The organism is Nocardia sp. CC227C, from assembly GCF_030767025.1.
Taxonomy (GTDB): Bacteria; Actinomycetota; Actinomycetes; order Mycobacteriales; family Mycobacteriaceae; genus Nocardia.
In genome coordinates this window covers 103,860-126,183 of record NZ_JASITE010000007.1, presented here as the reverse complement: position 1 = coordinate 126,183, position 22,324 = coordinate 103,860, and the positions used below count along the sequence as shown (strand labels likewise).

Below are 22,324 nucleotides of genomic sequence, written 5' to 3'. Positions count from 1 at the left end.
CGATCGAGCGCCGGCAATGCCGATCATCTCCGACCAGGGGCCTCACCTCGATCGCCCCCGGCAGGGGCCCGGCTCACCCCGGCGTCGCCGACTACTCCCCCGGTGATGCCGCCACGCGGGCGGCGTAGGCCGCCAGCATGTCCTCCACCAGGGTGAGAATGGCGGCGTCGAGATCGGGGCGCTGGTAGACGCCGCGCACCACCGCTTCACCGGAGAACATGTGCAGCATCATGAAGAACAGCGGCTCGCGAATCTCGGCCGGGAAGTCGTCGAGCAGGCGCGCCCCGTCCAGCGCCGCCACGATCTCGCGATAGTAGCTCTCGGCGATCGGTGAGATGCGTTCGCGCAGTTCGGCATCCGAGCGGGCCGCCAGGTAGATCTCGCGCAGCGCGTGGATGGGATTGGACTGCTGCGCCTGGCGCAGGAAGCGCAGTGCCACATCGAGCGCGTTCTCCTGCTCGCCGAGATGGTCCATGGCGGCCCGGAAACCCGCCAGTTGCTGGCCGAACGCCTCCTCCGCGGTGCGGACGACGAGATCGAGGCGGGTGTCGAACTGCCGGAACATGGCCCCGGCCGACAGCCCCGCGCGGGCACAGATCTCCTGCACGGTGGCGCGCTGATAGCCCACCTCGCCGATGGCCGCGATGGTGGCCGCCACGAGTTTGGCCACCGTGGCGGCACGGCGCTGCTGCTGGGTCCGGCGCGGGCGCGGATCTTCGCTCACGAGTCGATCATCCCGCCTCCCGTTCGCGTCGACCGGCCCGGGATGCACGTGACCGTTGACACACCGATCGACTGTCCCATACAGTCTGCGCAACATAGATACCAATCACTCTCTATCTTAGTGGAGTGCGTGCGCCCGCGGACGCGGGGTGTGGAGGCAACGGCGATATGACAACGCGGAGACGAGCGGCCCTGGCGTGCGTGGCGGCAGCGGCGGGACTGACCGTGGCGGTATGCCCGGCGACGACGACGGCGGGAGCCGACGAGATACCGGTGAGTCCGACCCTCCCCTTCCCCGTTCCGCCCGCGCCCCCGTATCTGGACCCGGGCTTCTACCATCCGGATCCGGCCCGGGTCGCGGCGGCACAGCCCGGTGAGATCCTGTCGGCGCGACGGGTGAACCTCGCGAACTTCTGGCTGATTCCGCTGAACGTCAAGGCGTGGCAGCTGTCCTACCGCAGTACGAACACCCGCGACGAGCCGATCGCGGCGGTAGCCACGGTCATCGTGCCGCACCGGCCCGCACCGACCGGTCGGCGTGCGCTGCTGTCGTTCCAGATGGCGGAGGATTCGCTCTCGATCAACTGCGCACCGTCCTACACCCTCCAGATGGGATCGCTGCCGAACCCGCTCAATCCGGTGATCGGCGCGGAATTCGTCGAGGTGCAGGCCATGCTGCAACGCGGGCACGCCGTGGTGGTGCCCGATCACCAGGGTCCGAACGCCGCCTACGCCGCCGGACCGCTGGGCGGGCGCATCACCCTGGACGGCATCCGGGCCGCCGAGCGCTTCGAACCCGCCGGGCTGCCCGGCACCGACACCCGCGTCGCCCTGTGGGGCTATTCCGGCGGCGCCATCCCCACCGCGCACGCCGCCGAACTACAGCCCGAATACGCGCCCGAGCTCGACCTGGTGGGCTCGTCCACGGGCGGGCTCATGGCCGATATCCGCGCCGCCATCGACTACAACAACGGCACCTCCACCTTCGGCGGCGCGGTGCTGGGCGGGCTGTTCGGCGTCGCCCGCGAGTATCCGGAGCTGAACCGGTTCATCGAGAGGTACATGAATCCGCTCGGCAAGGCGGTGCGGGTGGTCCACGAGGGCCAGTGCGTGGCGCTGCAGTTCGCCGGATTCCCGTTCGTGAACATCAAGGGGCTGTTCGACTATCCGGGCGATCCCATGCTCGCCCCGGAAGTGCAACCGGTGCTGGACGAACTCGCCCTCGGGCGGCGCGGCACGCCCACCGCGCCCCTGCACATCTACCAGGCCCCGCTGGACGAGGTGATGCCGATCAACGCGGTGAACCGCCTCTACGACACCTACTGCGCGGATCCGAGCGCCCGGGTGTTCTACACCCGCGACCTCCTCAGTGAGCACGGCATCGCCGCGGTGAGCGGGACCGCCAGCGCGGCCATGTGGCTCGACGAGCGGCTCAACGGCGTTCCGGCTCCGGCCGGATGCTCGAATCGCGATGTCGTCACCCAACTGCTCGACCCGGGCGCGCTCGCCGCTTTCGCCGACGCTCTCGGGCAGACACTCGCATCGGCGCTGGGCATGCCCGTCTGATCTCCGTACGATCGGCCCCATGCCAGCTACTCGACTATGGGGCGGGCTGTTCGTCGCGGCGCTCGCGATGGTGGTCGCCGGATGTTCCTCCTCCGGTGACGACGACGCCTCCCCCACGGCGACTCCGATGGGCCGCGATTTCGTGTCCACCGAGGTGGAGGGCCTGCCGATTCCGGGCGGCGGGCCCCTGACGCTCAGTTTCCGGGAAGACCGGGTGACGGCCAACGCGGGCTGCAATACCGCCACCGGGCCGGTGAATCTCGACGGCGGCGTGCTGACCGCCGATCAGCTCGCCACCACCCTCATGGGCTGTCCGGAGGACCGGGCGCAGGCCGACGCCTGGCAGGAGGGCCTGCTGAAGTCGAGGCCAACCTGGAAGGTGGACGGCGACACGCTGGTCGTCAGCGGCAACGGCAGCACCGTCACCCTGCTGGATCGCGAGGTCGCCCATCCGGACAAGCCGCTCACCGGCACCACCTGGGTGGTGACCGCGGTGCTGACCCCCGAGGCGGAGATCCGCTCGCAGACCATCGACGAGGTGCGCCCGACACTGCTCATCGCCGCCGACGGCGCGGTCTCCGGCAGTGCCGGCTGCAATGGGATGATCGGCACCGCCGAGGTCTCCGGCAGCGATGTCACCTTCCAGATCGGCACCACCAAGAAGATGTGCGAACCGCAGGTCATGGAGCTGGAACAGCAGGTGCTCACCGCGCTGGACGGAAAGGTCACCGCCACCGTCGAGGCCGACACGCTCACCCTGCGCAACCAGGCCGACGGCAGCGGGTTGAAGCTGCGCGCCGAGTAGCGCACGAACGAAAATCGGTGTCGCCCACCGGGAACCACTCGGTAGCGTCCGACGGCATGAACGAGCGATTCCTCAATGTGGTGGATATCGAGGCCACCTGTTGGGAGGGGACCGATCCGCCCGGCCAGTCGAGCGAGATCATCGAGATCGGTCTGTGCGTCCTCGACACCGAGACCCGGGAGCGGGTTGCGAAGCACAGCATCCTGGTGCGGCCCGAGCGCTCCACGGTGAGCGAGTTCTGCACCCGGCTCACCACTCTCACGCCCGAACAGGTGGCGACGGGCACCTCCTTCGCCGAGGCGTGCGCGCTGCTGCGTGAGCGGTTCCAGGCCGACGCGCGGCCGTGGGCCAGTTGGGGCGACTACGACCGCAAGCAGTTCCAGCGGCAGTGCGCGGCCACCGGTGTGCCGTATCCGTTCGGCTCCCGGCACGCCAATGCCAAGCTCGCCTTCTCCGCGTCCCGAGACACCTCCCGGCGCTACGGAATGGCGGATGCGCTGCGGCTCGCGGGAATCGCGCTGGAGGGCACCCATCACCGCGGCGGCGACGACGCCTGGAATATCGCCGCACTCGTGATCGACGTGATGGAGCGCGATTCCTGGCCCGCGTGACTCGCGGGCGCGTACCGTGATTCTCCCCGGAGAACGCGGCACACCACTAATCTGAAACACCGCAGAACGGGACAGATACCGCAGGACCGAAGAGAGAGGCGGGCGGGTCATCGGCGAGCGGGAAGCGGAGTTGGACCAGTGGTTTCGCGCGGAGGTCACCGCGACGACGCCGGGGGCGACCCGAGCCCGCGACGAGCCGCTGACCCCGACCGGAACCCTCACCGGCACACGGTGTCTGGAGCTGTTCGACGCCCAGGCCACCAGCCGCCACCTGGACCTCACGGCGCGCCGGCTCGGCCGCGACGGCCACGGGTACTACAGCATCGGGTCCGCCGGGCACGAGGGCAACGTGGTACTGGCGGCGGCGACGCGAACCGACGATCCGGCGCTGCTGCACTACCGCTCGGGGGCCTTCTTCGTGCACCGGGCCGGACGGGTGGCCGGAGCCGATCCCGTCCGCGATGTGCTGCTCGGCGTCGTGGCCGCGGCCGCCGATCCGATTTCCGGTGGGCGGCACAAGGTTTTCGGCAGCAAGGCCGCCGGGGTGATTCCGCAGACCTCCACCATCGCCTCCCAGCTGCCGCGCGCGGTGGGGCTGGCCTTCGCCCTCGATCGGGCCGCCAAGCTGGGGGTGGCGTGCGAGTGGCCCGCGGACGCGGTGGTGCTGTGCGGTTTCGGCGACGCCTCGGCCAATCACTCCACGGCGGCGGGAGCCGTCAACGCGGCCGTGCACACCGCCCATCAGGGTATCGCCATGCCCATCCTGTTCCTGTGCGAGGACAACGGCATCGGCATCAGCGTCCCCACCCCCGGCCGCTGGATCGAGCACGCCTACGGATCCCGACCCGGACTGCGGTATTTCGCCGCCGACGGCTCGGATCTGCCGCAAGCCCTCGACACCGCGACCGCGGCCGTCGATTGGGTGCGGGAGCGGCGGCGGCCCGCCTTCCTGCACCTGCGCACGGTGCGCCTGCTCGGGCACGCCGGATCGGATGTGGAGGCGGCCTACCGTCGCCCCGCCGACCTGGCGGCCGATCTGCGGCGCGATCCGGTGACGGCGACCGGGCGGCTGCTGGTGGCCGCCGGCGTGGCCACCGCGAACGAGGTGATGCGCCGATACGACGAGATCGGCGCGCGGGTGGCCGAGACCGCCGAAAAGGTCCGGCACGAACCGAAATTGCTGACCGCGGAGATGGTCGTGGAGCCGCTGGCTCCCGCCCGGCCCACCATGGTCCGCACCGATGCGCTGCGCGCGGCCGCGCCGGCGGCCGGAACACGCCCGCGCCTCGGGGCCGCACGCCCGGATACGCGTCGCACGACACCGGACGTGGTCGACGGCGGACATCCGATGACCTTGGCGCAGGCGGTGAATCGCACGCTCGCGGATCTGCTGGCCCGTGATCGCGACGTCCTGGTGTTCGGCGAGGATGTGGGCCGCAAGGGTGGCGTGTACGGCGTGACCAAGGGTTTGCAGCAGACCTTCGGCGCGCGCCGGGTCTTCGATACGCTGCTGGACGAGCAGAGCGTACTGGGCACGGCGCTGGGTGCGGGCCTGGCCGGATTCGTTCCGATCCCGGAGATCCAGTACCTCGCCTACGTCCACAATGCCGCCGATCAGCTGCGCGGCGAGGCGGCGACGCTGTCGTTCTTCTCCGCGGGTCGCTACCGCAATCCACTCGTGGTCCGCATCGCCGGATACGCCTATCAGAAAGGCTTCGGCGGCCACTTCCACAATGACAATTCCCTTGCGGCACTTCGGGATATCCCCGGCGTCGTGATCGCCTCACCGTCTCGGGCCGACGACGCCGCCGCTATGCTGCGCACCTGCGTCTCGGCCGCGCGCGTGGACGGCCGCGTCTGCGTCTTCCTGGAGCCCATCGCGCTCTATCACACCCGAGACCTCTACCGGGAAGGTGACGGCGGGTGGTCGGCCCCGATCGCGAATCCGCGGCATGTGGAGATCGGGCGCGCGCGGGCACACGGCACCGGAACACATCTGACCATCGTGAGTTTCGCCAATGGGGTGCCGATGAGCCTGCGGGTGGCGCGCCGCCTGTCCGAGCGCGGCATCCACGCCCGCGTCGTGGATCTGCGTTGGCTCGCACCGCTGCCCGTGGACGATCTGCTCGACCATGCTCGCGCCGGTGGCCGGGTGCTCATCGCCGACGAAACCCGCCGTAGCGGCGGCATTTCCGAGGCGGTGTGCGCGGCGCTGATCGACGGCGGTTTCGACGGCCCCATCGCCCGCGTCACCAGTGCGGACAGTTTCATACCGCTCGGACCGGCCGCGAATCTCGTTCTGCTGGACGAGATTCGGATAGAAGAGGCGGCGACGGCACTGCTGGACCGCCGGTAGCGGCCCCGAATCGGCGGGAGTGGGCCGATGAGGGGGTGACCCACGCCCGCCGATCGTCGACGCCGCTTGCCGGACGGCGTCCCCTGTGCCGATGAGGGGGCGGCACAAGCTTTCGTCTACGCGATAAAGATCTACGTAGTACGTACGTAGATCGTAAACAGATCCCCCCGTGACGCGCAACCGCGCACTCAGGGAGCGCACGTACACTCGAGCCGGTGGATGGGAGGTGTGGGTGAGCGCCGCGGTCTCTTCGATCGTGTTCGGCTTCGTGATCGCCGTCCTGGCCCCACCGCTGCTGCTCCGGATCAGCCGCGCGGGATCGTCACCCCGTGCCGCCCTGCTGGCATGGCTCAGCGCCCTCGGGCTCACCGCGGCATCCTGGGCCGCCGCCGTGATCGCCCTGATCGTGGACTTTCTCCATCACCGCCTGTTCCCCTCGAACCAGCCGATGATGGACGCCTGCGTCACACAGCTGCACGATGCCGCCGTCGGCGGCTACGGCGACGCGGTGCGGGTCGGCGCGTTCATCCTCGCGGCGCTCACGGTCGCGGCGGGCGCGGTTCTGACGGTCCGGCTGGTCCGGTCGCTGTGGACGGCACGGCGCACCACCTTCACCCACGCGCGGATGGCGCGGATCGCGGGCCGCCACAGCGATGAACTCGACGCGGTGGTCCTGGATGTCGACGAACCCGCGGCGTACTGCGTGGCGGGCAAGCCGCATACGGTGGTGGTGACCCGCGGCGCGCTCAGCGCGCTGGACGAGCGCCAGGTCGAGGCGGTGCTGGCGCACGAGCGGGCGCATCTGGACGGCCGCCACCACCTGCTGCTCGCGGTGACGCGCGGGCTGGCGGCGGCCCTGCCCCGCATCGGCCTGTTCACGACGGGTGCCCGCGAGGTGGCGCGGCTGCTCGAGCTGATCGCCGACGACGCGGCGGTGCGCAGTCACGGGCGCGGCACCGTGCTGTGCGCACTGCTCACCCTCGCCGCGATGGAAGACGCCCCGGTCGGGGCCGCCGATGCCGGGCTCAGCCGCCGGATTCGGCGGCTGAGCGGAATACGGTGACCGCACCCGGCGTTGCATGATCCGGGACAGGGGGCGTACCCTGACCGGTATCCGATTCGCGTGGTTGTAGGAATTTCTCCCACCGACGGTCGATATCCCTTCTCCGGAGACCCTTCGGCGACATCTCTTCGGCGACATCTCTGTCGTAGCGCCGTATCGCACGCACCGCCGACTCGTCTCCCGCACCCAGACATCAGGAAACACCATGAACAACAACACATCCCGACAGACAATCGAGTCCGGGCGCACCGTGTCCGGCATCCTCGACAGCACCGGACAGCACGCCGAGCTGCGCGTGTGCGGATATCTGCCCGACGCCGCCGATATCCACGTTCCGAACCGACTGATTCGCGAAACACAGTTGCGGCGTGGCGATTTCGTCACCGGTATCGCCCAGCCGCCGAGCGGCAACGGCAAGCACGACCGCCTCGCCGCGGTGACATCGGTGAACGGGCAGGACCCACGGCACGCCGCACACCGGTCGCACTTCGCGGAGCTGACCCCGATCCACCCGAATCAACGACTGCGGCTGGAAACCGAACCGCACGAACTCACCACGCGCGTCACCGATCTCGTCATGCCCATCGGCAAGGGCCAGCGCGCACTGATCGTCGCACCACCGAAGGCGGGTAAAACCTCTGTGCTGCAATCGATCGCGCACGGCATCGCCAAGAACCACCCGGAGTGCGAGCTCATGCTCGTCCTGGTCGGCGAACGCCCCGAGGAGGTCACCGACCTGGCCCGCTCGGTCCCCGCCGATATCGCCGCCGCCACCTTCGACCGCGCGCCGCGTGAGCATGTGGCGCTGGCCGAACTCGCCATCGAGCACGCGAAGCGGCTGGCCGAGACCGGCCGCGACGTCGTGGTGCTGCTCGACTCCCTGACCAGGCTGGCGCGCGCCTACAATCTGGCCGCGCCGTCCTCGGGCCGGGTACTCTCCGGCGGTGTGGATGCCGCGGCCCTGGCCCACCCCAAGCGCTTCCTGGGCGCGGCCCGCAACTTCGAGGAGGGCGGGTCGCTCACCATCGTCGCCACCACCCTCGTCGAGACCGGCTCCACCGCCGACTCGGTGATCTTCGAGGAGTACAAGGGCACCGGCAACGCGGAGCTCAAACTCGACCGCGCCACCGCCAACCGACGGGTGTACCCCGCCATCGATATCGCCCGATCCTCGACGCGCCGAGACGAACTCCTGCTCACGCCGGACGAACTCGCCGCGACCGATCTGCTGCGCCGGACCCTGGCGGCGGTCGACACGCAGCCCACCGAACTGCTGCTCGACGGGCTGCGGCAGACACCGACCAATGCCGAATTCCTGGCTCAGCTCACCGCGCCGCGCCGCGCGGCCTGAGCTGGCGGTGCCGCAGCGTCCGCCGGGCCCGGAGCGCGGCCGTCCAGGCGGTGCAGCGCCAGGGCCGACAGCACGCCGATCGCGGTGAGCCCGGCCCAGACCGCCCAGTCCACACCCGCCGCACGGGCCGCGCCCACCACCGCGCCGGTGGCCAGGTTGCCGATCAGAATGCCGACGCCTACCACCGTGTTGTAGAAGCCGTAGTGGGTGGCCACCAGGCGATCTCCCGACAGCGACACGACGGTGTCCATTTCGAAGGGGAAGACCGCCGCGGTGCCGACGGCGAGCAGCGCGGCCGCGACCAGCAGGGCCGCCACGGCGGCCGCCGGGCCGAGCCGGTCGGTACCGGGCACCAGCGCCAACGGCACGAAGGCCGACGCCAGCAGCCCCATGCCCATCACCAGGGCGCGGCCGGTGCCCCAGCGGGCCCGGAACCAGGCCGTGATGCGCAGCTGGCCCGCCACCGCGACCACACCGGAGACGACGAAGATCGCCGAGGTGAGGGCCTGCGCCCGCTCTCCCGCCACGAACTCCGCCTGGAGTGGAAGCGCCAGGTACACCTGGAACGACAGCACGTAGGAGCCGATCATGGCCAGCGCGAAGGCCAGGAACCGGCGGTTGCGCGCCACCACCCGCCAGTCCTCGAGTACGGAGGCGCGCTCGGTGCGCACCGCCGCGCGAGCGGGCAGCGCGAACAGCTGCGCCACCGTCAACGCCGCGAAAACCACGGCCGAGACGCCCGCGACCAGACGGAAATCCAAGGCCAACAACGCGAGTCCGACCAGCGGTCCGGCCAGGATGCCCGCCTGGTAGAACATGTTGAAGACCGCGAACGCCTCCACCCGCCGCGCACCGGCCTCGGCCGCGAGGTAGGCGCGCACCGCCGGATTGAACAGTGCTCCCGCGAATCCCGTGGCCGCCGAGGCGATCAGCAGCGCCGGAAGCGAGGTCGCGAAGATCAGCAGTGCGAATCCCACGGTGCGCAGCAGACATCCGGCCACGATGAGCGGCTTGTACCCGAGCCGGTCGGCGAGGGTGCCGCCGAGCAGGAACATGCCCTGCTGGGAGAAGTTGCGCACCCCGAGCACCAGGCCCACCGCCCACGCCGCCAGACCGAGTGGCCCCGCCAGATATCCGGCCAGGTACGGCATGAGCATGTAGAAGCCCAGGTTGATGCCGAACTGGTTGACCATCAGCAGCCGGGCGGCGGTGTCGAAGCCGCGGAAGGTCGCCACGGCGCTCACGACAGCGCCGCCCGGGGGTCGACCACGGTGGTGCAGCGGGTCCAGGACCGCACCACGCACCGGCTCGGGTGGTCGATGGTCTGCGGCTCGGTGGGTGGGGTGTCGAGCAAACCGTGCTCCTCGCAATAGTTGTCGTTGTAGACGGTGTCGAAGTAGCGGTGCGGGCCGTCGGGGAACACCGCCGCGATCCGGGTTCCCGGCGGTCGAACGCGCGCCGCCCAGCCCGCCACCAGTGCCGCCGCTCCAACGCTCCAGCCACCGCTGGCGTGATAGGCGGCGGCCAGGGCGCGGCACGCCCAGACGGCCTCGGCCGGTGCCACCCAATGGATTTCGTCGAAGGCGGTGTAGTCCACATTGCGCGGATGGATGCTGGAGCCGAGGCCGCGCATGAGGCGCGGCCCGGCGGGCTGGCCGAAGATGGTGGAGGACACCGTATCCACGCCGATGAGCGTGAGTTCCGGATTGGACTGCCGCAGCACCCGCGCCACCCCGGCGGAGTGCCCGCCGGTGCCGACGGCGCACACCAGCACGTCGATCCGGCCCAGTTGATCGCCGAGTTCCCGTGCCAGGGACCGGTACCCATCCACATTGTCGGGATTGCCGTACTGGTCCGGGCACCAGGAGCCCGGCTCGCGACCGAGCAGTTCGGTCACGCGATCGCGCCGAGCCTGCTGCCAGCCGCCCACCGGATGCGGGTCCGGAACGAGTTCCACCCGGGCTCCGTAGGCGGCGAGCATATTCGCCACGATCGGCTCCAAACCCGGATCGGTGACCACGGTCACCGGGTGCCGATACACCATCCCCGCCAGCGCCAGTCCCAAACCGAGAGTGCCGCTGGTGGATTCGATGATCCGAGCCCCCGGCGCGAGGTCGCCGCGCTGGCGCGCGCGGCGCACCATGTGCAATGCCGGGCGGTCTTTCATCCCGCCGGGATTGCAGCCCTCCAACTTCGCCCAGAATCCACGCCCGGCGGGAGCCAGCGGCTCCCCCACCCAGAGCACGGGCGTATTGCCCACCAGGGCGCGCGGTTGACGGACGGCTCCGGGAGCCGCGGCCGACCGGTCGAGCACAACCTTGTCCATGACTGTCGCTTTCTGTATCCGCCCGGGGGCGGCGAGACGTACGCGGGCAGCGGACACCGGCCGATGCGGATATCGGCCTGGCGCTGACCGATCAGCGTCGGGAGATACAGAAGCGGGTCAACAGCGAGCGACCACCGAGTGCGCGCAGCGGGGGCGGCCCGCGCACTCCCCGGCACAGTCGCCAGGCCATGGCGGCCGCGAGCGCGACCGCAGTCCAGTGCGGGAGTGCGGGAAGCTGCGGCACACCCGCAGCCAGCACCGGGGGCAGCGCCTGTGCACAGTGCTCGACGTCGGGAAGACACTGCGCCACCCGATGGTCCGGGGATGCGCGCGCACCGTCGTCGGCTCCCGCGGCCAGGACGACCGCGGTATCGGCGGGTGAATCGGCGTGTCCGGCGGTTTCGATCAGTGCGCAGTCGATCAGCGGCACGATCAGCAGCAGGACGGCGAGCAGCGCGGGCAGATGCCCACGAGAGCGCCGCCGTCCGCTCGACCTCACCGGGAATCGATGCCTTTCCGTACCGGAGCTACTGTCTACTACCTACGTACGTAGATAGTAGACATAGTCGATCTCCGATGCGGAAGCCCGCCCTCAGGCGCGTTTGCCGCGCGTGAGCTTGCGCAGGGCGGCGCGCAGCCCCTCCGACTCCTCCGGGCTCATCTGCTCCACGAAATGCGCGAGCACCAGCTCCGACCGCCCGCCCGCGCCCAATGCGTCGCGCATGAGCCGGGCGCTGTACTGCTCGCGGCTCAGGGTGGGCCAGTAGTGATACGCCTTGCCCACTCGCTCGCGGTCCAGCCATCCCTTGCGGTGCAGATTGTCCATGGTGGACATGACCGTGGTGTAGGCGATGTCACGCACGGCGGCCAGCTCGTCGTACACCTCGCGAACACTCGTCCGCTCGGTGCGCGCCCAGACACGGTCCATGACGACCGCTTCCAAATCTCCGAAGCCTCGCCCAGCCATGGTGCCGACACCTCCTCACGTCACGGCGTCCGCCGGAACCTCAACCTACTGCCCGGTTGCGTAGATCTCGATCGTAAGGGGCGACGGAAACCCCCTCAACCGGAACCGGCGCGGAGAAACCCGACGTCGGCCAGCCGCCTCCCGAATCCCGTCGCCCAATCCGGCTCCGAGGCGCCGCGGGCGGCGGAGGACCGGCGGCGCATCGCGGACGCGCCGGTTCGGGAGGCGACGCAGCGCACCCGGCCGCGTAGCCGGTGCTCCGATGCCACGGCATGGGGAAGACCGGGTGCGAACCGCGTACCCGCTACTCGGCTATGCGGTGACCGGCGTCGCGCAGGGCCGCGGTGGCGTCGGGCAGACGGTGGGACGGGACCAGGACCAGGTCGGCGTGGTAGGTGGAGGCCACGAAGACCGGGACGGCGGCGTCCGCGAGCGGGGTGACGAGGGCGGCGAGCATGCCGGGGGTGTCGAGGGTGTGCGAGCCGTCGCCGTAGATGCCCTTCCAGATCTCGCCCTCCGCCCAGGGCGGGGCCTCGCGGATGACGGTGAGGCCCTCGGGTGCGCGGACCAACGCGATCCATTCGTCGTCCTCGGGGAAGGTGGAGTGCGGCAGGTGCTCGATGACGAACTGGGAGGGGACGACGCTCAGGCGCTGACTGCCGGTCATGGCGACATCGTAGGCGGCACCGGCGATCCGGATGCTCACCGGGATTTAGTAGTGGCGACCAAAAATGGCGTGACGACGGCCCGGGCGGGCCGTACGGTCGGTGGCATGAGTACCGGACCACGGGATATCGCAACCGAGAACGAGCGGATCGCCGACCACGGCGGCTATCGGACACCCGATGGCGTGGAGGTGGAGATCGGCGCGCTGCTCGCGGCCGCGCGGCGGGGAACCGTCTCCTATTCGCCCGAGGACGAGCTGTCCGGCGGGGTGCGCGGACCGTTCACGGGCACGGTCGAAGTCACCGCGGAAGGCAGCATGACGGCGGCGCGGCGGTTGTGGGATTCCGGCCGGACCTCGGTCGCGGTGCTGAACTTCGCCTCGGCCCGCAATCCGGGAGGCGGATATCTGAAGGGCGCACGCGCACAGGAAGAGGATCTGTGCCGCAGCGCGCTGCTGTACCGCTGCCTGCTCGAAGCACCGGATTACTATGCGGCGCACCGGGCCTCGAACGATCTGCGCTACAGCCACCGGGTCATCTTCTCGCCGGACGTGCCGGTCGTACGAGACGATCGCGGTGCACTGCTCGCCACACCGTATCCGGTGTCGTTTCTGACCTCGCCCGCACCGAATTCGGGTGAGCTGGCGCGGCGGGCCGGCGCGCCGGTGCCGGTCCGCGCGATTCTGGTGGAGCGCGCGGCACGGGTGCTCGCGGTCGCGGCGCGGCACGAGGTGCGCGATCTGGTACTCGGAGCGTGGGGTTGCGGGGTGTTCCGCAATGATCCCGCCGAGGTCGCGGAGGCGTTCGAGCTCGCGCTGGCGCGCCACGGGGCCGCCTTCGAGCGGGTGGTGTTCGCGGTGTGGGATCGAACGCCGGACTCGGCCAACCGCGCGGCCTTCGCCGCCCGGTTCGCGGCCGCCGACGCATAACCGTAATCGGCTGTTTCACCAGGTCACCACGGGTGTTCACGGGAGGCGCGACCGGAGGTGATTACCGTGTCTTATGGGCTTGTCTCGTCGGCAGTTGTTGCGGTTCGGTGCCGCGGGCTCAGCCGCCGTGCTGGTGGGGACCTCGGCGGTGAGCAGTGCGCGGCTGCGCGCGCCGCGCTGGATCGGCGGTGATCCGTTCGCGCTGGGGGTGGCATCGGGTGATCCGACACCGGACGGGGTGGTGCTGTGGACGCGCCTCGCGCCCGACCCGCTCGCCCCGGACGGCCACGGCGGAATGGCCTTCGACCCGGTGACCGTGGACTACGAGGTGGCCCACGACGAGGGATTCCGGCGAGTGGTGGCGCGCGGCAGTGCCGTCGCGACCCGGGAGCTCGCGCACAGCGTGCACCCGGAGGTGCGGGGGTTGGAGCCGGATCGCTGGTATTTCTATCGCTTTCGTGCCGGTTCGGCGCTGTCCCCGGTCGGGCGCACCCGCACAGCTCCCCCGTTCGGACGGGCCACCGCGCGCCTGCGGTTCGCCTTCGCCTCGTGCCAGTCCTGGAGCTCCGGCTACTACACCGCCTACGACCATATGAGCCGGGAGGAACTGGACCTGGTCATCCATCTCGGCGACTACATCTACGAGCGCGGCTGGATCAACAACCGCGACGGCGTGCCCGCCAGCGCGGACTTCCAGACCGAGGCGGTCGATCTCGGCGATTATCGGCTGCGCTACGCGCAGGTCAAGGCCGAGGCCCCGCTGCGCGCCGCGCACGCCGCCTTCCCGTGGCTGACCACCATGGACGATCACGAGGTCGACAACAACTGGGCGGGCGAGAATCCCGGGCTGGGATTCGACATCTACCGGCTGCCGTTCCTGTTCCGACGCCGCAAGGCCGCCGCCTTCCAGGCCATGTACGAACACCAGCCGCTGCGTATCCAACAGCTGCCGAGCGGGCCGAACATCCTGCTGCACCGACGTTTCCGCTTCGGCGATCTGGCGGACATCACCATGCTCGACACCCGCTCGTACCGGACGCGGCAGGCGTGCGGCGACGGCGACGTGGTCGTCGGATGCGACGAACGCGCCGCCGCGGACCGCACCATACTCGGTGCGCGGCAACGTGATTGGCTGCTGAACGGGCTGTCCGACTCCCCCGCCCGCTGGCAGGTGCTCGGCAATCAGGTGTCCATGAGCCGCACCGACACCGATCCGGGCCCGGAGGTCGCCATGGGCACCGACGCTTGGGACGGCTATCTCGCCGACCGCGCCGCCGTGCTGGGCGCGGCCGCCGCGCGCGGGGCCGGCAATCTGGTGGTCATCACCGGCGACCGCCACCAGCACTGCGCCTCCGACCTGCGCCGCGACCATGGCGATCTCGAATCACCGGTGGTGGCTTCGGAATTCATCGGCACCTCGATCACCAGCGGCGGTGACGGCACCGACCTGAGCCCCGCGGTCCGCCGTCTGATGGCGGCCAATCCGGATCTGAAATTCAGCAATTCCCAGCGCGGCTATGTCCGCGTCGATGTGGATCACGACCTGTGGCGCACCGACTTCCGCGTGCTGCCCTATGTCCACCGCCCCGACGCCCCCATCCACACCCGAGCCACCTACGTGGTGCAGAACGGCAGTCCCGGAGTCGTGGCGGCGTGGCGGCCCGATGCTCCGGACCCGTCCGGACCCGAGACGAACGCGGGCCCGGACGCCGAATCCGCCGGGCCGCGCTGAACGGCCCGGCGGGCCTTCGGTTTCGCTATCGGTTCGCGGTCTCGACGTACTGCTTGATCCGGGTGAGCGTCTCGAGCATGCCGTCGCGGTTCGTCTTGCCGCGGGTCCAGCCCGCCAGCAGCCAGTACAGCCGCAGCACCGCCGAGTCGTTCAGCTGGAACGACTCGGTGACCGCGGTGCCGCCGTCGACGGGCTCCAGGTGATAGCGCCAAGTGTTGATCGCCATATTGCCGGGCCCGAGCACGCTGAAGGCGAACTCGCGTCCGGGTTCGCAGTCGATGATGCGGCAGACGGTGGAGTACTTCAGCCCCCAGCCGTTGCGATTGACCCGACCGCGGAACTTCACCCCCACCGCGGGACCGGTCGCCCCGCCGAGCCATTCCGCGCCGTACGTCTCCGGGCTGAACCGCCCGACCTCGGTGACATCGCTGATCACCTCCCAGATTCGTTCGGGAGGAGCTGCCATCTGGACTGTGACCGAATCTCGCACAGCCCGAGCCTACGTGCCGGCCATTCGCAAGAGAATGTGAGTATTCCGGCACCCGACACGCGGGCCGCTCACCTGATAATCACCTGAAAGCACGGCGAATCCGGCACTCTGAACGCTATCCGCGCGTTGATCGAGTAGAACGGCCGAGTCGGCCGTCAGGAAGGGAGTTACGCCATGGGCGCCATCGGAACCCTGCTCGGCCTGGTCGTAGGGGTGTTCCTGCTGCTCCTACTGGCCCGCCTGGTGCTGGATTGGATCGTCACCCTCTCGCAGAGTCCGTCGCCGGGGATCTACAAGGCACGCGAGTTCACCCACCGCTTCTCCGAACCGGTGCTGGCTCCGGTCCGCAAGGTGCTGCCGCCGATCCGGGCGGGCGGCCTGCAGATCGACCTGGCCTTCACAGTGGTCTTCATCGTCGCGCTGGTGCTGTACAACATCCTCATCTAGTCACCCGCGACCGACGGCAAGGGCCGGACATCCGATGGATGTCCGGCCCTGCGTGTTCCAGCGGCGTGCCTTACGGCAGCGGGCCGCCCGCGGCGATGGCCGACAGGGTGGCGAACTCGTCACCCTTGAGCGAAGCGCCGCCGACCAGCGCGCCGTCGATATCGGTCTGGGAGACCAGCTCGCCGACGTTCTTGGCATTCACCGAGCCACCGTAGAGGATGCGCACCGAGGCCGCGACCTCCGGATTCGCCAGTTCGGCCAGTTCGGCGCGGATTGCCCCGCACACCTCCTGAGCATCCGCGGGGGTGGCGACCTTGCCGGTGCCGATGGCCCACACCGGCTCGTAGGCGATGACGATCTTGGCGATATCCTCGGCAGACAGGCCCTTGAGCGAACCGCGCAACTGCTCGAGGTTGTACTCGACGTGGGTCTGCGCCTCGCGTACACCCAGACCCTCACCGATGCAGACGATCGGCGTCAGGCCGTGCTCCAGGGCCTTCTTGGCCTTGGCAAGCACGGTGGCGTCGTCCTCGAGGTGGTACTGACGGCGTTCGGAGTGGCCCACCACCACGTAGGTGCAGCCCAGCTTGGCCAGCATGGCCGCGCTGATCTCACCGGTGTAGGCGCCCGACTCGTGGGTGGAGACATCCTGCGCGCCATAGGTCACGAGCAGCTTGTCGCCCTCCACCAGCGTCTGCACGCTGCGGATGTCGGTGAACGGCGGGATCACCGTCACGTCGACCTTCGCGAAGTACTTCTCCGGCAGGGCGAACGCTATCTTCTGCACCAGGGCGATGGCCTCGAGGTGATTGAGGTTCATCTTCCAGTTGCCCGCGATGAGCGGTTTACGCGCCATGGTTCAGCCCTCCGCCGCGTTGTCGAGCACGGCGATACCGGGAAGTTCCTTGCCCTCCAGGTATTCCAGCGAAGCGCCGCCACCGGTGGAGATGTGCGAGAAGCCGTCGTCCGGCAGGCCCAGGGTGCGCACGGCCGCGGCCGAATCGCCGCCGCCGACCACGGTGAACGCGCCCTTGCCGGTCGCCGTGGCAATCGCCTCGGCAACCCCGCGCGTACCCGCGGCGAACTTCTCGAACTCGAACACGCCCATGGGACCGTTCCAGAACACCGTCTTGGCCTCGGTGAGCAGCGCCGCGAAGCGGTTCACCGACTCCGGACCGATGTCCAGGCCCATCCAGCCCTCGGGAATCTCGTTGGCGGGCACCACCTTCGACTCGGCGTCGGCGGCGAACTTGTCCGCCACCACGATGTCCATCGGGAGGTGGATGACGTCGGCGTAGGTCTCCAGCAGCTTCTTGCAGGTGTCGACCATCTCCTCCTGCAACAGCGAGGAGCCCACCGGGAGGCCCTGTGCCGCAAGGAAGGTGAAGCACATGCCGCCGCCGATCACCAGCGTGTCGACCTTGGGCGCGAGCGCCTCGATGACCGCCAGCTTGTCGGACACCTTGGAGCCGCCCAGCACGACCGCGTACGGCCGCTCGGCATTTTCCGTGAGCTTCTTCAGCACCTCGGTCTCGGCCGCCACGAGTCCACCGGCGTAGTGCGGCAGCAGCTTCGCCACGTCGTACACCGACGCCTGCTTGCGGTGCACCACACCGAAGCCGTCGGAGACGAAAGCGCCGTCGTCGCCGACCAATTCGACCAGCGCCGCCGCGAGCTTGGCCCGCTGCGCGTCGTCCTTGCCGGTCTCACGGGCGTCGAAACGCACGTTCTCCAGCAGCAGCACATCGCCGTCGGTGAGCCCCTCGGAACGGGCGAGGGCGTCCTGGCCCACCACGTCACCGGCGAGCTGCACATTGCGGCCCAGCTCCTGCGCCAGCCGCTCGGCGACCGGTGCGAGCGAGAGCTTCGGGTCCGGCTCGCCCTTCGGGCGGCCCAGATGCGCGGTGACAACCACCTTCGCACCCGCCTCGGCGAGCGCGGCGATGGTCGGGGCCGACGCGATGATGCGGCCCGGATCGGTGATGACGCCGTTGTCGAGGGGAACGTTCAGGTCGGAGCGCACCAGCACGCCCCGACCCTCGACACCCTCGTTCAGCAGATCCTGGAGTGTCTCGAGCGCCATGGCTTTACAGCGACTTGCCGACGAGGCCGATCAGGTCGGCGAGACGGTTCGAGTAGCCCCACTCGTTGTCGTACCACGAGGTGACCTTGACCTGGCCGTCGATGACCTTGGTCAGCGGAGCGTCGTAGATGGAGGAGTGCGGATCGGTCACGATGTCGGAGGAGACGATCGGATCGGTGTTGTACTTCAGGATGCCCCGCAGCGGACCCTCGGCGGCTTCCTTCATGGCGGCGTTGATCTCGTCGATCGAGGCGGCGGTGCGCAGATCGGCGGTCAGGTCGGTGATGGAGCCGGTCGGGACCGGCACGCGCAGCGCGTAGCCGTCCAGCTTGCCCTGCAGCTCGGGCAGCACCAGGCCGATGGCCTTGGCGGCGCCGGTGCCGGTGGGCACGATGTTCAGCGCGGCGGCGCGGGCCCGGCGCAGGTCGCTGTGCGGGCCGTCCTGCAGGTTCTGGTCCTGGGTGTAGGCGTGGATGGTGGTCATCAGACCACGCTCGATGCCGAACGAGTCGTGCAGGACCTTGGCCAGCGGGCCGAGGCAGTTGGTGGTGCAGGACGCGTTGGAGATGATGTTCTGCGAACCGTCGTAGGAGTCGTCGTTGACGCCCATGACGATGGTGATGTCCTCGCCCTTGGCCGGGGCGGAGATGATGACCTTCTTCGCGCCGGCGGCCAGGTGACCCTTGGCCTTGGTGGCGTCGGTGAAGATTCCGGTGGACTCCACGACCACGTCGACACCCAGGTCACCCCACGGCAGCGCCGCCGGGCCCTCCTTGATGGCCAGCGCCTTGATGCGCTGGTCGCCGACCACGATGGTGTCGTCGCCGTCCAGCGAGACGTCCTTCGGCAGCCGGCCGAGGATCGAGTCGTACTTCAGCAGGGTGGCCAGCGTCGCGTTGTCGGTGAGGTCGTTGACCGCGACGATTTCGATGTCGGTGGTGCCGAGCGCCTTCTGCGCTTCGACCGCCCTGAAGAAGTTACGTCCGATGCGGCCGAAGCCGTTGATGCCTACCCGGACAGTCACGTTATCGCTCCTCAGTTGTGTCGCGGAATCTTTCCCGTTGCCTACTAACCCTAAACCCGGCGGGGAACATCACAGAAACACCCCCGGGGATGTGAACTCCCATCCCGACCGGGGGTGTTCCCGGACTCACCGACTACCGAACGGTCCGTCTCACGCGTCCTCGAGCAGTTCCGCGGTGACGGCGGATTCGGTGTCGGGCACGCCGAGTTCCTTGGCGCGGCGGTCCGCCATCGACAGCAGTCGCCGAATGCGGCCCGCCACAGCATCTTTCGTCATGGGCGGATCGGCCAGCTGGCCCAGTTCCTCCAGCGAGGCCTGCCGGTGCAGCACGCGCAGCTTGCCCGCGGCGGCCAAATGGTCCGGCACGTCGTCGCCGAGGATCTCCAGCGCGCGTTCCACCCGGGCCGCGGCGGCCACGGCGGCGCGGGCCGAGCGGCGCAGATTGGCGTCGTCGAAATTCGCCAGGCGGTTGGCGGTGGCCCGGACCTCGCGGCGCATGCGCCGCTCCTCCCAGGTCAACCGGGTGTCCTGCGCGCCCATCCGGGTGAGCAGCGCGCCGATGGCCTCACCGTCGCGCACCACCACGCGGTCGGTGCCGCGCACCTCGCGCGCCTTGGCGGAGATGCCCATGCGACGGGCCGCGCCCACCAGCGCGAGCGCCGCCTCCGGTCCCGGACAGCTCACCTCGAGGGCCGAGGAGCGTCCCGGTTCGGTGAGCGACCCGTGTGCGAGAAACGCTCCGCGCCAGGCCGCTTCGGCATCGGAGATGCTGCCGCCGACCACTTGGGCGGGCAAACCCCGGACCGGCCGACCGCGCACATCCAGCAATCCGGTCTGCCGGGCGAGCGCCTCGCCCTCCTTGGAAACGCGTACTACATACCGGGAGGTTTTGCGCAGTCCGCCCGCGCCGAGCACGTGCACATCCGATCCGTAGCCGTACAGCTCGAAGATCTCGCGGCGCAGTCGGCGCGCGATGGAACCCATGTCCACCTCCGCTTCGACGATCACCCGACCGCCCACGATGTGCAGTCCACCGGCGAACCGGAGTAGCGCGGACAGTTCGGCCTTGCGCGAACTCACCTGTGACACGGTGAGTCGACTCAGCTCGTCCTTCACTTCCGCTGTCATCGCCACGAGACGCGCTCCTTTCCACCCAACCCGGATCGCACATGCTGGCCCATACGCCGTCCTTCGCTTCGAAGCCCTGCCAGTTCCGGCCGAGGCTGCCGGATCACCTGATCCAATGCGGCGGCAAGCTTTCCGGGGTGGTGCCGGTCCGTCCCCGCCTCGGCGACATCAGCGAAGGTTACTCGTGCTCGCAGCTGTTCGGCAGCTCTTGCCACATGTTCGCGTTCCCTACCCTCCGGTACGGAGCCGGAATCGACCACGATATCGTCGACTGTGAAATCCGGTGCGTGCTGGGACAATACATGCAGGTGCCGCTCCGCGGAGAATCCGGCCGTTTCGCCCGGTTCTGCCGCGAGATTGAGCACCAAGATCTTCCGACCCCGCGTGTGCACCAGCGCGTCGTGCAGCTCCGGCACGAGCACATGCGGAATCACGCTGGTGAACCAGCTGCCCGGGCCCAGAACGACGACATCCGCGTGCTCGATCGCGGAGGTCGCCTCCGGGCACGCGGGCGGGTCGGACGGGATCAATCGGACACGTCGCACCTTGCCCGGCGTGGTCGCCACCGCCACCTGGCCGCGAATGCAGCGGCTCACGCGCGGGTCGGCCTCCAGCCCCGCCACATCCGCTTCGATGGTGAGCGCGATCGGCGACATCGGTAGCACCCTGCCTGTGATGCGCAGAATTCTTCCCGCCTCGTCGAGCGCCGCGACCGGGTCACCGAGTTCCTCGGTGAGGCCCGCCAGAACCAGATTGCCCACCGAATGCCCGGCCAGCGCGCCGGTCCCGCCGAAGCGGTGCTGCACGGTGCGCGCCCAGATGCCGTCGGTCTCCTCGGCCAGGGCCGCGAGCGCCATCCGCAGATCTCCCGGCGGGAGCATGCCCAACTCGGCGCGCAGCCGACCCGAGGAACCCCCGTCGTCGGAGACCGTCACCACCGCCGTGATCTTGCGGGTGAGCCGACGGACCGCCGTCAGGGTCGCGTACAGCCCGTGTCCACCGCCCAGCGCGGCGATGGCCGGGTTCGCCTCCCGCCCGCTCATTCTCGCCCCAGGTCCCGATGCACCACGCGGACCACGTCCACCGAGCCGCTGTCGACGTCGTCACCGAGCAGTCCGCCCAGCGCCTCCGCTATCGCCACGCTGCGGTGCTTGCCGCCGGTGCAGCCCACTGCCACGGTCATGTATCGCTTCCCCTCTTGACGGTAGCCGTCGGTGGTGAGGTCGATGAGGTGCCGACAGGTGCTCAGGTAGTCCCGCGCGCCCCGCTGCCCCAATACGTACTCGCTCACCTCGGCATCCTGTCCGGTCTGTTCGCGGAGTTCCGGCACCCAATGCGGATTGGGCAGAAAACGCACATCCAACACCATGTCCGCGTCCAGCGGAACTCCGTACTTGAACCCGAACGACTGGACGGTCAACTGCAAGGCGGTGGGCGCACCGCCGCCGTAGACCTCCTCGAGCCGCCGGTGCAGTTGGTGCACCGACAGCGCGGTGGTGTCGATGACCACGTCGGCGGCGGTCTTGACCGATGCCAGCCGACGCCGTTCCGCGGCGATGCCCTCGGACAACGTGCCGTCAGCGCTCTCACTCTGTAGAGGATGCCGCCGGCGGGCGAAGCCGAAACGTCGAATCAGCACATCATCGGACGCTTCGAGGAACAGGACGCGGGTGCGCACGCCCGCGCCGCGCAACTGCTCGGTCACGGCGGAGAGATCACCGGTGAAGAACCGGCTGCGCACATCCATGACCAGGGCCAGCTTGGAAATGGGAGGGTCGGCCGAAGCGCCGAGTTCCACCAGCCGGGCGATCAGCTCGGGAGGCAGATTGTCGGCCACGTACCAGCCGAGGTCCTCGAGCACGCGGGCCGCGGTGCCGCGGCCCGCACCGGAGAGTCCGGTGACGATGACGACCTCGACGGGCGCGGCGGGAACCTCTTCGGGGATGGATGTCGACGGGGCACTGTCCGCTGTACTACTGGATTCGACGCGCGTCATGTCCTAACCGGATTCGTGTCTGGGCGTTGCCTCGATCATGCTGCACCGATCACCGATCCGAC

22 protein-coding genes are annotated in these 22,324 nt (G+C 69.4%); 9 read left to right on the top strand and 13 right to left on the bottom strand.

Annotation, left to right across the window (positions count from 1 at the left end):
* Positions 1-91: 91 nt before the first annotated feature.
* The gene (locus QMO76_RS16055) at positions 92-724 is read right to left on the bottom strand and encodes a TetR/AcrR family transcriptional regulator (RefSeq protein WP_306362095.1); all 633 of its coding nucleotides are present in this window, start codon (positions 722-724) and stop codon (positions 92-94) included.
* A gap of 167 nt (positions 725-891) precedes the next feature.
* On the opposite strand from QMO76_RS16055, the gene QMO76_RS16050 reads away from it, so the two are divergent.
* From QMO76_RS16050 to QMO76_RS16025, 6 genes are all read left to right on the top strand, one after another.
* A complete protein-coding gene (locus QMO76_RS16050) occupies positions 892-2,289 on the top strand; it encodes a lipase family protein (protein ID WP_306362094.1) in 1,398 nt (465 codons plus the stop codon).
* A gap of 19 nt (positions 2,290-2,308) precedes the next feature.
* Positions 2,309-3,094 (top strand): META domain-containing protein, encoded by a 786-nt coding sequence (locus QMO76_RS16045; protein WP_306362093.1) that lies wholly within the window; start codon positions 2,309-2,311, stop codon positions 3,092-3,094.
* Between the two features lie 56 nt (positions 3,095-3,150).
* Positions 3,151-3,705, top strand: a complete 555-nt coding sequence (locus QMO76_RS16040; RefSeq protein WP_306362092.1) for a 3'-5' exonuclease — start codon at positions 3,151-3,153, stop codon at positions 3,703-3,705.
* Positions 3,706-3,835: 130 nt separating this feature from the next.
* Positions 3,836-6,061 (top strand): thiamine pyrophosphate-dependent enzyme, encoded by a 2,226-nt coding sequence (locus QMO76_RS16035; RefSeq protein WP_372341987.1) that lies wholly within the window; start codon positions 3,836-3,838, stop codon positions 6,059-6,061.
* Between the two features lie 232 nt (positions 6,062-6,293).
* On the top strand, positions 6,294-7,124 hold the full coding sequence (locus QMO76_RS16030; RefSeq protein ID WP_306362091.1) for a M56 family metallopeptidase: 831 nt from the start codon (positions 6,294-6,296) through the stop codon (positions 7,122-7,124).
* Positions 7,125-7,329: 205 nt separating this feature from the next.
* Complete coding sequence (locus QMO76_RS16025; RefSeq protein WP_372341986.1) at positions 7,330-8,475, top strand: transcription termination factor Rho, short form; 1,146 nt, start codon at positions 7,330-7,332, stop codon at positions 8,473-8,475.
* Here QMO76_RS16025 and QMO76_RS16020 read toward each other — a convergent pair.
* The 5 genes from QMO76_RS16020 to QMO76_RS16000 all read right to left on the bottom strand — a co-directional run bounded on the left by QMO76_RS16020 (position 8,445) and on the right by QMO76_RS16000 (position 12,474).
* Positions 8,445-9,719, bottom strand: a complete 1,275-nt coding sequence (locus QMO76_RS16020) for an MFS transporter (RefSeq protein WP_306362090.1) — start codon at positions 9,717-9,719, stop codon at positions 8,445-8,447. The two genes, QMO76_RS16025 and QMO76_RS16020, sit on opposite strands and share 31 nt — an antisense overlap.
* Positions 9,716-10,801 (bottom strand): PLP-dependent cysteine synthase family protein, encoded by a 1,086-nt coding sequence (locus QMO76_RS16015; RefSeq protein ID WP_306362089.1) that lies wholly within the window; start codon positions 10,799-10,801, stop codon positions 9,716-9,718. Before QMO76_RS16015 ends, QMO76_RS16020 begins: the two co-directional genes overlap by 4 nt.
* A gap of 91 nt (positions 10,802-10,892) precedes the next feature.
* Entirely contained in the window at positions 10,893-11,300 is a 408-nt protein-coding gene (locus QMO76_RS16010; protein WP_306362088.1) for a hypothetical protein, read from the bottom strand.
* 93 nt (positions 11,301-11,393) lie between these two features.
* The gene (locus tag QMO76_RS16005) at positions 11,394-11,768 is read right to left on the bottom strand and encodes a BlaI/MecI/CopY family transcriptional regulator (protein ID WP_306362087.1); all 375 of its coding nucleotides are present in this window, start codon (positions 11,766-11,768) and stop codon (positions 11,394-11,396) included.
* 304 nt (positions 11,769-12,072) lie between these two features.
* Positions 12,073-12,474: an ACT domain-containing protein gene (locus tag QMO76_RS16000; RefSeq protein WP_306362086.1), complete on the bottom strand. Its 402-nt coding sequence runs from the start codon at positions 12,472-12,474 to the stop codon at positions 12,073-12,075.
* A gap of 66 nt (positions 12,475-12,540) precedes the next feature.
* Here QMO76_RS16000 and QMO76_RS15995 point away from each other — a divergent pair, with 66 nt between their 5' ends.
* Positions 12,541-13,362 (top strand): TIGR02452 family protein, encoded by an 822-nt coding sequence (locus QMO76_RS15995; RefSeq protein ID WP_306362085.1) that lies wholly within the window; start codon positions 12,541-12,543, stop codon positions 13,360-13,362.
* Positions 13,363-13,435: 73 nt separating this feature from the next.
* Positions 13,436-15,094 carry an alkaline phosphatase gene (locus QMO76_RS15990; protein WP_306362084.1) on the top strand — a complete coding sequence of 553 codons (1,659 nt, stop codon included), beginning with the start codon at positions 13,436-13,438 and terminating at the stop codon, positions 15,092-15,094.
* 25 nt (positions 15,095-15,119) lie between these two features.
* Here the strand turns inward: QMO76_RS15990 and QMO76_RS15985 are convergent, their stop codons facing one another.
* Positions 15,120-15,584 carry an SRPBCC family protein gene (locus QMO76_RS15985; RefSeq protein ID WP_306362083.1) on the bottom strand — a complete coding sequence of 155 codons (465 nt, stop codon included), beginning with the start codon at positions 15,582-15,584 and terminating at the stop codon, positions 15,120-15,122.
* 174 nt (positions 15,585-15,758) lie between these two features.
* Here QMO76_RS15985 and QMO76_RS15980 point away from each other — a divergent pair, with 174 nt between their 5' ends.
* A complete protein-coding gene (locus QMO76_RS15980; protein WP_039814948.1) occupies positions 15,759-16,031 on the top strand; it encodes a YggT family protein in 273 nt (90 codons plus the stop codon).
* A gap of 70 nt (positions 16,032-16,101) precedes the next feature.
* On the opposite strand, the gene tpiA is transcribed toward QMO76_RS15980, so the two are convergent.
* From tpiA to rapZ, 6 genes are all read right to left on the bottom strand, one after another.
* The gene (gene tpiA / locus QMO76_RS15975; protein WP_306362082.1) at positions 16,102-16,887 is read right to left on the bottom strand and encodes a triose-phosphate isomerase; all 786 of its coding nucleotides are present in this window, start codon (positions 16,885-16,887) and stop codon (positions 16,102-16,104) included.
* A gap of 3 nt (positions 16,888-16,890) precedes the next feature.
* Positions 16,891-18,114, bottom strand: coding sequence for a phosphoglycerate kinase (gene pgk / locus QMO76_RS15970; protein WP_306362081.1), 1,224 nt, complete (start codon positions 18,112-18,114; stop codon positions 16,891-16,893).
* Between the two features lie 4 nt (positions 18,115-18,118).
* A complete protein-coding gene (gene gap, locus QMO76_RS15965; RefSeq protein WP_306362080.1) occupies positions 18,119-19,138 on the bottom strand; it encodes a type I glyceraldehyde-3-phosphate dehydrogenase in 1,020 nt (339 codons plus the stop codon).
* 150 nt (positions 19,139-19,288) lie between these two features.
* Entirely contained in the window at positions 19,289-20,272 is a 984-nt protein-coding gene (gene whiA / locus QMO76_RS15960; RefSeq protein WP_029924495.1) for a DNA-binding protein WhiA, read from the bottom strand.
* Complete coding sequence (yvcK, locus tag QMO76_RS15955; RefSeq protein WP_306362079.1) at positions 20,263-21,309, bottom strand: uridine diphosphate-N-acetylglucosamine-binding protein YvcK; 1,047 nt, start codon at positions 21,307-21,309, stop codon at positions 20,263-20,265. Before yvcK ends, whiA begins: the two co-directional genes overlap by 10 nt.
* The gene (gene rapZ, locus QMO76_RS15950; protein WP_306362078.1) at positions 21,306-22,262 is read right to left on the bottom strand and encodes an RNase adapter RapZ; all 957 of its coding nucleotides are present in this window, start codon (positions 22,260-22,262) and stop codon (positions 21,306-21,308) included. The genes yvcK and rapZ overlap by 4 nt, the downstream gene beginning before the upstream one ends.
* Positions 22,263-22,324: the final 62 nt, after the last annotated feature.

Excerpts from the sequence above, each read along its gene's own strand:
- QMO76_RS16050 (WP_306362094.1), top strand. The coding sequence starts at position 892 with ATGACAACGCGGAGACGAGCGGCCCTGGCGTGCGTGGCGGCAGCGGCG.
- QMO76_RS16045 (WP_306362093.1), top strand. The coding sequence starts at position 2,309 with ATGCCAGCTACTCGACTATGGGGCGGGCTGTTCGTCGCGGCGCTCGCG.
- QMO76_RS16040 (WP_306362092.1), top strand. The coding sequence starts at position 3,151 with ATGAACGAGCGATTCCTCAATGTGGTGGATATCGAGGCCACCTGTTGG.
- QMO76_RS16025 (WP_372341986.1), top strand. The coding sequence starts at position 7,330 with ATGAACAACAACACATCCCGACAGACAATCGAGTCCGGGCGCACCGTG.
- QMO76_RS16015 (WP_306362089.1), bottom strand. The coding sequence starts at position 10,801 with ATGGACAAGGTTGTGCTCGACCGGTCGGCCGCGGCTCCCGGAGCCGTC.
- QMO76_RS16005 (WP_306362087.1), bottom strand. The coding sequence starts at position 11,768 with ATGGCTGGGCGAGGCTTCGGAGATTTGGAAGCGGTCGTCATGGACCGT.
- QMO76_RS15995 (WP_306362085.1), top strand. The coding sequence starts at position 12,541 with ATGAGTACCGGACCACGGGATATCGCAACCGAGAACGAGCGGATCGCC.
- QMO76_RS15990 (WP_306362084.1), top strand. The coding sequence starts at position 13,436 with ATGGGCTTGTCTCGTCGGCAGTTGTTGCGGTTCGGTGCCGCGGGCTCA.
- QMO76_RS15980 (WP_039814948.1), top strand. The coding sequence starts at position 15,759 with ATGGGCGCCATCGGAACCCTGCTCGGCCTGGTCGTAGGGGTGTTCCTG.
- tpiA (WP_306362082.1), bottom strand. The coding sequence starts at position 16,887 with ATGGCGCGTAAACCGCTCATCGCGGGCAACTGGAAGATGAACCTCAAT.
- pgk (WP_306362081.1), bottom strand. The coding sequence starts at position 18,114 with ATGGCGCTCGAGACACTCCAGGATCTGCTGAACGAGGGTGTCGAGGGT.
- yvcK (WP_306362079.1), bottom strand. The coding sequence starts at position 21,309 with ATGAGCGGGCGGGAGGCGAACCCGGCCATCGCCGCGCTGGGCGGTGGA.
- rapZ (WP_306362078.1), bottom strand. The coding sequence starts at position 22,262 with ATGACGCGCGTCGAATCCAGTAGTACAGCGGACAGTGCCCCGTCGACA.